The 12,673-nt window shown below is 37.1% G+C and carries 12 protein-coding genes; 6 read left to right on the top strand and 6 right to left on the bottom strand.

The window, feature by feature from the left end; all coding sequences use genetic code 11:
- Positions 1–71: 71 nt before the first annotated feature.
- From paaC to BUR19_RS11835, 6 genes are all read right to left on the bottom strand, one after another.
- Positions 72–827, bottom strand: a complete 756-nt coding sequence (gene paaC / locus BUR19_RS11810; RefSeq protein ID WP_074236464.1) for a 1,2-phenylacetyl-CoA epoxidase subunit PaaC — start codon at positions 825–827, stop codon at positions 72–74.
- Positions 828–1,047: 220 nt separating this feature from the next.
- Positions 1,048–1,335, bottom strand: a complete 288-nt coding sequence (gene paaB, locus BUR19_RS11815; protein ID WP_028123345.1) for a 1,2-phenylacetyl-CoA epoxidase subunit PaaB — start codon at positions 1,333–1,335, stop codon at positions 1,048–1,050.
- Between the two features lie 197 nt (positions 1,336–1,532).
- A complete protein-coding gene (gene paaA, locus BUR19_RS11820) occupies positions 1,533–2,492 on the bottom strand; it encodes a 1,2-phenylacetyl-CoA epoxidase subunit PaaA (RefSeq protein ID WP_074235678.1) in 960 nt (319 codons plus the stop codon).
- 340 nt (positions 2,493–2,832) lie between these two features.
- On the bottom strand, positions 2,833–3,915 hold the full coding sequence (paaE, locus tag BUR19_RS11825; protein ID WP_074235679.1) for a 1,2-phenylacetyl-CoA epoxidase subunit PaaE: 1,083 nt from the start codon (positions 3,913–3,915) through the stop codon (positions 2,833–2,835).
- An 88-nt stretch (positions 3,916–4,003) separates the two neighbouring features.
- Complete coding sequence (locus BUR19_RS11830; protein WP_074235680.1) at positions 4,004–4,603, bottom strand: TetR/AcrR family transcriptional regulator; 600 nt, start codon at positions 4,601–4,603, stop codon at positions 4,004–4,006.
- 70 nt (positions 4,604–4,673) lie between these two features.
- Positions 4,674–6,755 carry an alpha-ketoacid dehydrogenase subunit alpha/beta gene (locus tag BUR19_RS11835; protein WP_245799073.1) on the bottom strand — a complete coding sequence of 694 codons (2,082 nt, stop codon included), beginning with the start codon at positions 6,753–6,755 and terminating at the stop codon, positions 4,674–4,676.
- 178 nt (positions 6,756–6,933) lie between these two features.
- On the opposite strand from BUR19_RS11835, the gene BUR19_RS11840 reads away from it, so the two are divergent.
- The 6 genes from BUR19_RS11840 to BUR19_RS11865 all read left to right on the top strand — a co-directional run bounded on the left by BUR19_RS11840 (position 6,934) and on the right by BUR19_RS11865 (position 12,672).
- Positions 6,934–8,064, top strand: coding sequence for a T9SS type A sorting domain-containing protein (locus BUR19_RS11840; protein ID WP_074235681.1), 1,131 nt, complete (start codon positions 6,934–6,936; stop codon positions 8,062–8,064).
- Positions 8,065–8,189: 125 nt separating this feature from the next.
- A complete protein-coding gene (locus BUR19_RS11845; protein WP_074235682.1) occupies positions 8,190–9,578 on the top strand; it encodes a hypothetical protein in 1,389 nt (462 codons plus the stop codon).
- Positions 9,578–9,904 carry a nucleotide pyrophosphohydrolase gene (locus BUR19_RS11850; protein ID WP_074235683.1) on the top strand — a complete coding sequence of 109 codons (327 nt, stop codon included), beginning with the start codon at positions 9,578–9,580 and terminating at the stop codon, positions 9,902–9,904. Before BUR19_RS11845 ends, BUR19_RS11850 begins: the two co-directional genes overlap by 1 nt.
- A gap of 80 nt (positions 9,905–9,984) precedes the next feature.
- The gene (locus BUR19_RS11855) at positions 9,985–11,205 is read left to right on the top strand and encodes a 3-phosphoshikimate 1-carboxyvinyltransferase (protein WP_074235684.1); all 1,221 of its coding nucleotides are present in this window, start codon (positions 9,985–9,987) and stop codon (positions 11,203–11,205) included.
- Positions 11,206–11,877, top strand: coding sequence for a hypothetical protein (locus BUR19_RS11860; RefSeq protein WP_074235685.1), 672 nt, complete (start codon positions 11,206–11,208; stop codon positions 11,875–11,877).
- Positions 11,878–12,672, top strand: coding sequence for an SDR family oxidoreductase (locus BUR19_RS11865; RefSeq protein ID WP_074235686.1), 795 nt, complete (start codon positions 11,878–11,880; stop codon positions 12,670–12,672).
- Position 12,673: the final 1 nt, after the last annotated feature.

Here is a 12,673-nt window from a genome sequence, read left to right on the forward strand (position 1 = left end):
ACATTTTTAAGTTCGCAAAGGCGTAAAACTCAGCTAAGAACTCAAAGATAATTTTATATTAATACTTTAGTTTACCATTCCATATTAGGATAAGTGCGTTGCATTATTTGCATTTCTGCTAAGATGTAACCCATTTTCTCAGTATGTTTTCCGTCTTTTCCGCCTGTCAGTTTTCTTGATTTTTCGAAATCGATGGACAATGTTGCTTCGTTCAGTACTTCCAGAACTTTGGTTTCCCATTTGGTTCGGAAGGTTCTGATGTCGGGGACGATGTTTTGTTCAATTAATTCTAATTCCCAGTTTGTCGGAATGAACATTTCGTCTGTGAAATCCACCAAATCATTGACTGACTTCTGGATTCTGCTGTGGCTTTCTTCTGTCCCATCGCCTAGACGAATCATCCATTCACTGCTCCATTTTAAGTGATACGTCACTTCTTTCAAAGACTTTTCTGCGATGGAAGCGAGTTTCAAATCTGAATGGTGTTTCAGTTCTGTCAATAATAAATGATGATAAGCATCAAAGAAAAACTGTCTCGCAATCGTGTCTCCGAAATGTCCGTTTTCTTTTTCTACTAACAATAGATTCTTAAACTCACGTTCGTTTCTGAGAAATGCCAAATCATCTTCGGTTTTTCCTTCATTCTGAATCTCTGTTGCATATTGATAATAGTTGGAAGATTCTCCCAGCAAATCCAATGCAATGTTTGACAAGGCAATATCCTGTTCCAAGACTGGACCTTTTCCGCACCATTCGCACAAACGCTGTCCGAGAATGAGGCTTGTGTCTGCGAGATGCAGGAGATAATTGAGATAATTATTATTCATTGTTTGCTTCAATTTTTATTGTCATTAGTGACCACCCCGAATTTCAAATATTTTGAAATTCTCCCCCTCCAAGAGAGGGGAATTATAATGCTATTGAAAGCCTGTATTGAAGAGCTTTCAGAAAGCAAGCTTGCTACGAGGCAAGAGCAAGCTAGGTTTTGAGTCAAAGCAAGCTTGCTTTCTCTAATAAGTAAGCTTGATTTTTACAATTAGCTTCTTATTACATATTTTTAACCTCCTCCGGAACGTGATAAAACGTCGGGTGGCGGTAAACTTTGTCCTCGGAAGGTTCGTAAAACGCTTCGGAATCATCAGGGTTTGTGGCGTGGATATGCTTGGATTCTACCACCCAAATGCTGACGCCTTCCATCCTTCTGGTGTAAACGTCGCGTGCGTTTTGGATTGCCATATCAGCATCAGCAGCATGGAGACTGCCAACGTGCTTGTGGTCGAGGCCTTGTCTGCTTCTGATGAAAACCTCCCAAAGTGGCCATTCTGTATTTTGCATAATATTTCAGATTAGAGACGGATAGATTAAAGATAATAGACTTTCATCTATCTGTTTATTATTGTTGATTTTATCGCAAAGGCGCAATATTTTTCTTTTTTGATTCTGTTTTAAGTCGCAAACTATAAACTTCAATTAATTTTTGCGACTTATAACATTGACTTGTCACAGCACTTGCGCCTTTGCGTTAGAAAACATTAAACCGTTTTTCTGTTTTGTTCTTCTCTTGATTTTCTTTTCTCGTGGTAAGCGGTTGCGGCTTCTCTTACCCAGGCGCCGTCATCGAAGGCTTTTTTGCGGGTTTCGACGCGTTCTTTGTTGCACGCGCCGTTTCCTTTGACGACTTTCCAGAACTCATCCCAATCGATTTCTCCGAATTCGTAATGTCCGGTTTCTTCATTGAATTTCAAGTCCGGGTCGGGGATTGTCAAGCCCAGATATTCTGCCTGAGGAATGGAAACGTCTACGAAACGCTGTCTCAGCTCGTCATTGGTGAAGCGTTTGATTCGCCATTTCATCGAGAGTTCTGTGTTTCCGGATTCTGCATCTTTGGGACCAAACATCATCAACGTCGGCCACCACCAACGGTTGAATGCATCCTGAGCCATTGCTTTCTGCTCCGGCGAACCTTGTGCGAGTTTCATCATCAGTTCGTAACCTTGTCTCTGGTGGAAACTTTCTTCCTTGCAAATCCGAACCATCGCTCTGGCGTAAGGTCCGTACGAAGCGCGGCAAAGCGGCACTTGATTCAGAATTGCAGCGCCGTCTACCAGCCAGCCGATTGCGCCCATATCTGCCCAGGTCAACGTTGGATAATTGAAAATACTGGAATATTTTGCTTTTCCGGAATGCAAATCATTGATGGTTTCGTCTCTTGTTACGCCCAAAGTTTCGGCGGCGCAATAGAGATAAAGTCCGTGACCAGCCTCATCCTGAACTTTTGCCAGAAGGATTTTCTTTCGGTTCAAAGTTGGCGCGCGCGTAATCCAGTTGGCTTCTGGCAACATTCCTACAATCTCGGAATGGGCGTGCTGAGAAATTTGACGAATCAGGGTTTTTCTGTACGCGTCCGGCATCCAGTCTTTTGGTTCGATGCGGATTTCGCTGTTTATCTTATTCTGAAAATGTTCTTCTAAATTGATTTCTGTTGTTTCCATTTTCTTTAATTTTATTTGAACACAAAGCGCACAAAGTTTTTTTTATTACTAATTGTTTTAAGGTTCACAAAGGCGTAAACTTATATAAGAATTAATTTTAACGTTCTTTTGTCATTCCGTAGGAATCTAAATCGTTGAGATTGACTTCGTCGAACCACTTCGCTAGGTCTCCTACGGAATGACAAACTTCTTGGTTATGACCTACTCTCGTTTTATACCGAATCTGCAGCCCGACTTGAACGGAAATCCTTTTTTGCTTTTACTCGTTTTCTATTGAAGACAAATCGTCTGCAAAAAAGATTGGGAGCGGAAGGCGGATTAAGCTGCCATAATTATTATTTTATTTAATATCAAAATTCACAACCACTTCCTCCGACCTTGGATGCGCCTGACAAGATAAGATAAATCCTGCGGCAATCTCGTCCGGTTCGAGGGAATAATTGATGTCCATCACGACTTCGCCTTTTTCCAGTTTGCATTTGCAAGTGGCGCAAACACCGCCTTTGCAGGCGTACGGCAAGTCGGCTCCGTTTTGCAAAGCAGCGTCCAGAATGGTTGGGCCGTGGTAAGCTAAGTCTAATTTCAGAGCGGTTGCATCCAACTTGACCGTGACTTTACTAAATACATCATCCGATTTATTGATTGCGGATTCGTGTTCTTTTTTCTTTTCGGCTGAGGCTGCACTGAAGAATAATTCGAAGTGAATTTTCTTGGCATCCACGCCGGAACTGACCAAAGTGTCTCTCACGCCGAGAATCATTTCCTCTGGTCCGCAAAGGAAAACCTCATCGATTTTTTCTGCCGGAATGATATGATTAAGGAATGATTTTGATTTCTCAGAATTGATTCTGCCACTCAACAAATCGGCATCTGCAACCTCGCGGCTGAGAATGTGATAAATGCTGAGGCGTTCCATAAATCGGTTTTTCAAAGCTTCGATTTCTTCTTTGAAAATGATGGTTGCTTTGTTTTTGTTCCCGTAAATCAGAATGAACTGGCTTTGAGGCTCGTTTTTCAAAACTGATTTGATAATGGAAATAATTGGTGTGATGCCACTTCCTGCTGCAAAAGCAACGTAAGTTTTCTTGTTTTCGGGATTCAGTTCTGTGTAGAATTTTCCCATTGGAGGCATTACTTCCAAGACGTCGCCTTCTTTCAGGTTGTCGTTCATAAAAGAAGAGAACAGACCTTCGGGCACTTTTTTCACAGCGACTTTCAATTCGTTTTCGTGTGGACTTGCACAGATTGAATATGAGCGGCGAAGTTCCTCGTTGCCATTGATTTGTCGGAAAGTCAGGTATTGGCCTTGCGTGAATTTGAATTGTTCTGCCAATTCTGCAGGCACATCAAAACTCACGGAAACACAATCCTGCGTTTCTTTCTTGACTTTTTTGACTTTTAATTGATGAAAATTTACTGACATTTTATTTAAACGCAAAGTGCGCAAAGTTTTTTTGATTTACTTTATGTTTTTAAGTTCGCAAAGCCGCTTACGCTTAAATAAGTTTTTTCTACTTATTTAAGCCAGTCATTAATAATGTTTTCAAATCATCTTCCAGTTCCTGTGGTGTGATTTCGCGGCTTGGTTTGTACCAAAGTTCAATCCACCTTAATGAAGATAACATTGTAAAAAGTGCGACGGAAACATTCATTTTTTTGAATTCGCCGTTTTGCATTCCTTGTTCTATGATGTTGGCAAAGCTTTTTTCATAGGATTTTCTGGTCTCTTTGTACTGTTCTTTCTTGTCATTAGACAAATATTTCCAATCGTTATTCGCTACAGAAACTGAGGCCGAATCTTCGATAATCAATTGAACGTGAAGTCCGATGATGGCATTCAGTTTTTCCTGAAAAGTCTGGTTTGTATTTTCGATTTCCTGAAGTTGCGAAATATATTGATTGGCAATTTTGAAACAAATCAATTCGAGAATTTCGTCTTTGGACTTGATGTGATTGTACATACTTGCCGCTTCCATTCCTACTTTTTCAGCAAGGTCGCGCATACTGGTTCCGCCGAAACCTTTTTCTTTGAAAAGCATTGCGGCTTCGGACAAAATTAATTCTTTCTTATTGATTTTGTTTTTCTTATTAATTATTAATTCCTTTATCATAATGTGTCACTCCTACGGAGTTCCTTTAAAATAAAATCGTTTTGCTACAAACCTTTCGCTCCTACGGAGCTTAGTACTTCAACAATTGTTCTATTTCTTTAATTAATTTCTGTGTGTTTGGCAACATCTCCTTTTCCAATTCGGAATTGATAGGAATTGCAGGCAAATCTTTTGCGCCAACCACTTTTACTGGAGCGTCCAGATGTCTGAAACAATTGTCGTTGATTCTCGCTGCCAGACTTTGAGCAAAACTATTATTCACAGGCTCTTCTGTCAAAACGATGCAACGGTTGTGTTTTTTAACACTTTCGAAAACGCGGTTTTCATCTAAAGGTGCGAGCGTTCTTAAATCAATGATTTCGATTTGATTGTTAAATTCTTTTGCTGCATTCGAAGCCCAATAAACGCCCATTCCGTAAGTGATGATGGTCAACGTTGGTATATCTTTTTGATTATTACAAAGTAAAACTTCTCTTGCTTTTCCAAACGGAATGATGTAATCTTCGTCCGGCTCAATAGTTTTTGCAGCTTCTGTTCCCTCGATTTTTGACCAATACAATCCTTTATGTTCCAACATTACGACAGGATTTGGGTCATAGAAAGCGGCTTTCATTAAACCTTTCAAATCTGCACCGGTTGATGGATAAGCGATTTTAATTCCTTTGATATTCGTCAAAACACTTTCAACCGAACTTGAGTGATAAGGTCCGCCACTTCCGTAAGCGCCAATCGGAACGCGGAGAATCATTGACACCGGCCATTTTCCATTAGACAAATAATAACTTCTGGAAACTTCCGTGAACAATTGATTTAGGCCGGGCCAAATGTAATCGGCGAATTGAACTTCAACAATTGGTTTCAGTCCAACTGCGCTCATTCCAACCGTTGAACCAACGATAAACGCTTCCTGAATTGGTGTATTGAAAACCCGTTTCTCTCCAAATTGTGCTGCCAACGTAATCGCTTCACGAAAAACGCCGCCTAATCTCAATCCAACATCTTGCCCATATAATAAGGCTTCCGGATGTTTGGTCATCAATTCTCTGATGGCGAAAAGTGCGCAATCTACCATTACGGTTGGGATTTTTCCACTTGGGGCACGTTCTCCTTTTTCTTCGGTGATTGGCGTTGGTGCAAAATCGTGTTTGTAAGTGTCTTCAGGTTTTGGGTCTTCTGCCAGAATTGCATTCTCGAAATCGGTTCTTACGAGTTCTACAACTTCTTTTTCTATGGTTTCGACTTCAGAATCTTCTATGCTGAATTCTGAAAGTTGATTTCTTAATTTGATTAATGGGTCATTCTTCGCACATTCTTCCAAATCATCGCGGTACCATTCTTTTCTGACGCCGGAAGTGTGATGATTTAACAATGGAACTTTGGCGTGAATCAGCATTGGTCGGCGTTCTTCACGAATTATTTTGATGCACTCTTTGACGGTTTCGTAGGATTTGATAAAATCTGTTCCGTCAATCGTTCTGGTTTCGATGCCGTTGAAACCGCGCATATATTCTGTGATATCTTGCGCTCGGATTTCTTTTGCATTTGCAGAAATGTCCCATTCGTTATCCTGAACCAGATAAAGAATTGGTAATTGTTTCAATGCTGCCATTTGAAAAGCTTCAGAAACTTCGCCTTCTGTGCAACTTGCATCACCGAGGGAACAAACTGCAATTGGATTTTCTTCAAGGTTTTCAGCAATTCCGGTTTCTTCTTTGTACTTTATTCCCATTGCAATTCCGGTGGTTGGGATGGCTTGCATTCCTGTTCCGGAACTTTGGTGGATGATTTTCGGAAAATCTTCTCGTCTTAAACTTGGATGGGCGTAGTAAGTTCTTCCGCCAGAAAATGGGTCGTCACGTTTTGATAAAAGCTGAAGCATCAATTCGTAAGGCGTGATTCCTATTCCTAACAAAATAGAATCGTCTCTATAATAAGGACTCACGAAATCCTGAGGTAACAACTGCATTCCCAAAGCCAGCTGAATCGCTTCGTGTCCGCGGGAAGTGGCGTGAACGTACTTCGAAGTGATTTTTTTTTCCTGCTCAAACAAATCGGTCATCGTTTTTGCCGTAAACATCAGACGATAAGCTGATTTGAGTAAATCAGCCAGAGAAATTTCTTTGTTTAAAAAATGTCTTTTGGTCATTTCCATATTTAAACATTTGACATTCAGGTAATTAATTCAAATATCGAATTATGAATGTGATTTAAACAAACTTACGCATTTTTATTTAACTAACAAATGTTAGTTAGTTTTATATTATTTAAAATTCAATAGAAAATTTTACATTTGCAGCAAAAATTTGATAACCATTTAAATAAAACTAATTATGAAGAAAACATTTGTTCTAACTTTAATTCTGGGAATTGCAAGTCTTATCAATGCTCAGATTGTCAATATTTCTGATGCTAATTTTAAAGCGTACTTGGTAGCAAATTCTGAAATCAATACAAATGGAGATAGCCAAATACAAGTTTCGGAAGCTAATGCTTTCGCAGGCACGATTAATATTTATGATAAAGGCATTACCAACCTAACAGGAATAGAAGCATTTGTAAATATTACTGGTTTATCGTGTTATTCAGAATCAGGTAGTACGTTCCCAAACCAACTGACGAGTCTCGATATAAGTAAGAATACGAAATTAAAAACATTATTGTGCTACGGCAACCTACTAACAAGTCTTGATGTAAGTAAAAACATAGATTTGATAACAATTTTTTGTTATGACAACCAACTTACAAATTTGGATGTAAGTAAAAATACTGAATTGTTACAATTATATTGCGGTAATAACCCATTAAAGACTTTGGATATTAGTAATAATTTAAAATTGATACAATTATATTGCTATCAAAACCAACTAACAAGCTTAGATATAAGCAAAAATACAGCTTTAAAATATTTAAATTGCCAAATAAACCAATTGACAAATTTAAATATTAATAATATTACCACATTAATGTATTTTTTTTGTTATGATAACCTATTGACAAGTTTGGATTTCAGTAAAAATACCAACTTACGTTGGCTTGAATGTTATAATAATAAATTGACAAATCTTATTCTGAAAAATGGGAATAATGAAAATCTGATATATATGTATAGTTATAATAACCCACAACTTAACTGTATAGAAGTTGATAATATTGCAAATGCCAGTTCTAATAGCGGTTGGCAAAAAGATGCAACAGCAAGTTATAACACAAACTGCATCTTAGCTGTAAACGATATTAATAAAATAGAAATTACAATCTACCCTAATCCCGCAAAAGACATTCTCAATTTTTCACAAGATGTTTCAAATTTTAGAATTTCAGACCTTTCGGGAAAAGTTGTAAAACAAATTTCAAGTTCTGAAAAATCGATTAATGTATCAAAACTTGCAAAGGGCAATTACATTATATCTGGTAAAACAAAAACTGGGGAAACAATCAATAAGAAATTTATAAAAGAATAAATTATGCTTCTAAATATCTAATCCTTTCAGCTCTTGAAAGGATTTTTGCTTAATAACATTAAAATATCCTCGCCTTTACAAAATAAAAATTTAAATTTTGTAGTTTTGAAGATTAAACAAGCTCAATGAAAATTAAAATACTTTTGGGAATTGCATTTTGGTCACTTTTGTTATTAGCAGGCTGTAATCGTGATGATATTTCGTTTGATGCACCAAGTCAATTGCTGCGTTTCTCTACTGACACGGTTTTTTGCGACACCGTTTACAACCAAATGCGTTCGGAAACTTATGCTGTAAAGGTTTACAATAATGAAAATAAGGATGTTCTCATTCCAAGAATTGCTTTGGAAGGCGGCAGTGGTTCACTTTACAGAATCAATGTAGATGGGAAAGTCGGAACAAGTTTCGAAAATGTGGCTCTGAGAAAGAAAGATAGTCTTTATGTTTTCGTAGAAATTGCGCCTATTGCATATGCTCCGGAGGCTATTGCCGAAGACAAAGTGGTTTTCAACACACCTGCTGGTGAACAGAAAGTGACACTTTTCTCCGTGGTTCAGGATGCAGAATATTTTATTAAAACCGATACAAATCCAAATATCATTTCAGAAAATACAACCTGGACAAATAATAAAGCTAAAATCATTTTTGGAGATTTGACTATTGCTGAAGGTAAAACTCTGACAATGGAACAAGGAACAAAAGTCTATTTCCGAAAAAACAGCGGAATGAATTTTGCAAAAAAATCGATTCTTGATGTAAAAGGTGCTTTAGGCGAAGAAGTGATTTTCCGAGGTGATAGAAGTGATACCAAATACGATACTTTGCCAGCCAACTGGAACGGAATTAAAATGGAAGAAGGTTCTCTTCTTAATATGAATTATGCCAGAGTTTTTGGAGGGAATGTTGGCTTACAACTCAAAAAAAATACTGCAACAATTAATAATTCTATTTTTCATACATTTCAAAGTGTTGGCGTTTATGGAATACATTCCAAACTTATAATGAACAATGTTGTGATGAACAACTGCGGTGAAGCTGACCTTGCGATTGCTGCTGGTGGAGATTATACACTTAATTATTGTACGATTGCTAATTACTGGAATTTGAATCCTTCGATGTCTGCTTTGGGAATCTATGCAAGTGATATTTGGGAAAATGAAAATGGCGAACCTGAAATTGGAGATTTTAAATTGAATGTCAACAATTCAATTATTTATGGAGATACTCCTGATATGATTTCAATTAATAAATCTAATGGAAATGTCTTAGCTTTTGAATATGAATTCAGAAATTCATTATTGAAATTTACTTCTAATTCTGGTTTAACCATTGGTAATACTAATACCGCCAATGAAGACCCAAAATTCCAGAATTATTTTACTCAAAAAATGAATCTTAGAGTTAAAGCTGATTCGCCAGCAAGAGGAAAAGGAGTTGGGACAAATAATGTTACTGCAATAGATATCGTTGGTAATCCTAGAAATGGTCTTCTCACAATCGGAGCTTATCAATAATGGAAATTACAACGCTACAGAATCAGGTTGATGAATGGATAAAAACCATCGGTGTCCGCTATTTCAATGAGTTGACGAATATGGCGATGCTGACAGAAGAAGTGGGCGAAGTCGCCAGAATCATTGCCCGAAGATACGGCGAACAATCTGAAAAAGAATCCGACAAGTCAAAAGATTTGGGCGAAGAATTGGCCGACGTTCTATTCGTAACTCTTTGTCTAGCCAACCAAACCGGAACAGATTTACAAGCCGCTTTCGATAAAAAAATGAAAGTGAAAACAGACAGGGACAAGGACAGACATCAAAATAACCAGAAATTAAAATAATTTGTACAATGTAATAATGTAGAATGAATTCACGAATTAGAATCATTAATACTTAATACTTTTGACACCAATAAAGAAAAATGATATTAAAAAAATCTGAATTAATCGATAATCAAAAAATCCAAATTACCGGTTCGAAAAGTATTTCGAACCGTCTTTTGATTTTAGGGAAATTGTTTGGGAATATTGACATGCTTAATCTTTCCAATTCTCAGGACACCACTTTGTTGAAAAAAGCTTTGGAATCTGATTCCGAAACCATTGATATTCACCACGCTGGAACGGCGATGCGATTTTTGACTTCTTATTATTCCATTTTTGAAGGCAGGAAAACCATTTTGACAGGTTCTGACAGAATGAAAAACAGACCAATCAAACCTTTGGTAGATGCACTTCAATCTCTTGGGGCTGACATCACTTATCTTGAAAAAGAAGGATTTCCGCCGTTGCAAATCATCGGAAAGAAATTGCAGAAAAATTCGGTTAAAATTTCGGCCAATGTTTCCAGCCAATTTTTAACTTCTTTGATTTTAATTGGAGGAAAATTACAAAACGGTTTGACCTTGGAATTGGAAGGCGAAATCACATCCCGACCTTATCTCGAAATGACTTTGAAAATCCTGAACGAAATTGGAATCAAATCTCATTTTGCAGAAAATAAAATAGAAATTGTTGCACATTCTGATAATTTCAGAACCGAACATTACGAGGTGGAAAGCGATTGGTCTTCTGCTTCTTATTTCTATTCATTGTCGGCGATTGGTAGAAAATCGATTACTCTGAAAAGCTATCATACACTTTCTCTACAAGGCGACAGCGTGATTAAAGAAATCTACTGGAAATATTTTGGAATCAACACCGTTTCTGATTATGCAGAAAACTCGATTTCATTATTACCTGAACCCGCTTTTGAATATCCTGAATTGATTTCTCTGGATATGAATGATTGTCCTGACATTGCGCAAACCCTTTGTGTAACAGCAACGGCATTGAAAATTCCATTCATTATAACTGGACTTCATACTTTAAAAGTTAAAGAAACCGACCGACTGGTGGCGCTTCAAAATGAATTATTGAAAATCGGTGGAAAAACACATATCACAGTGGAAAAAATCGAATCTTGTGAATTTATTGAGCCAGAAGATAACATTTCTATTGCGACTTACAACGACCACAGAATGGCAATGGCTTTTGCACCTTTTGCGTTGGTTAAAGAACTGAATATCGAGAACGAAGACGTTGTAGAAAAATCTTATCCTGAGTTTTGGGAAGATTTTGCTGAAGTTTCAAAACCAATCTAAATGAAACATCTCTTTTCTTTCTTCACAATAACATTATTCTCAGTTCTCCAATCTCAGGAACTGAAGGATTTCATTATTCCAAAACGTTACGAGAAAATCTTGGAAACAAAAGGCGATCTGGACAAAGACGGAAAAGATGAAACAGTAATTATTTCCAATACTGATAAGATAATTAATACCATATCCAAAGGGCTTGAAAGAAAGTTATACATCTTAAAAAACATCAATGGTAAATTAAAAGTTTGGCAAGAGAATTCTAATCTGCTCTTCGATAGTAAAGAAGGATTTTATCCAGAAAGCAATGAATTGGAATTGAGTATTAAAAATAATTGCCTAATCATTTTTCAATCTTATTTTTCAAATTCTAGACATACTGTGACTTCAAAAAACACTTATAGATTCCAAAACGGTGATTTTTATCTGATTGGTGCTTTGGTTAAATTTGATGACACCTGCGAATTTAATTTCTCCAACGAAATCAATTTTTCAACTGGTAAAGTTATTATCGATGACCAATATTCTGAATGTGACAGCGGATACGAAAGAGAAGTTCCTAAAAATTACTATAAAGAATTCATTTACAAAATTCCCAAACTCATAAAAATGAGCGACTATAAAATGGGGAAAAATGAAATCAAAATTCCTAATTCAAAAAAATCATTTAACTTCTAAATGTCAAAAACAATCATCATCACAGGCGCATCATCCGGAATTGGATTTGCACTTGCAGAATATTTCGGGAAGAAAGGGAACAAAGTTTATGGACTTAGCAGGAAATCTGTGAGTTCAGATTATTTCGTTTCGATTCCAACCGATATTACCGAAAAAGACCAAATCGACAATGCTATTTCTGAAATCCTGAAAACAGAAACCAGAATCGATGTGCTTATCAACAATGCCGGAATGGGAATGGTTGGTGCAGTTGAGGATTCAAGCAAAGAAGATATTACGAAGTTATTCAATCTCAATTTGATTGGCTCTGTACAAATGATGACGGCTGTTCTTCCGAAAATGAGAGAACAGAAATCCGGAAAAATCGTCAACGTTTCCAGCATCGGTTCCGAAATGGGATTGCCTTTCCGTGGATTTTATTCTGCCTCCAAATCTGCTTTGGACAAAGTGACGGAAGCAATACGATACGAAGTTTACCCTTGGAATATCCACGTTTGCTCACTCCATTTGGGTGATATAAAAACGAATATTGCGGAAAATCGTGTAAAAACTAAAGTGTCTGAGCCTTACAGAAATGTCTTCGAGAAAGTCTATGCTTTGATGAATTCCCACGTTGGCGACGGAACCGAACCTTTTGATGTTGCAGTTTATGTTGATCAGCTTTTAGGAAAATCAAAATGGAAAGCGCATTATTATTTTGGCAAATTCGGACAAAAAATTGGTATTCCGTTGAAATGGATTTTACCTCAGAGTACTTATGAAAATCTGATGAAGAAATATAATAAAATGGATTGAT

Source organism: Epilithonimonas zeae, assembly GCF_900141765.1.
Classification (GTDB): Bacteria; Bacteroidota; Bacteroidia; order Flavobacteriales; family Weeksellaceae; genus Epilithonimonas; species Epilithonimonas zeae.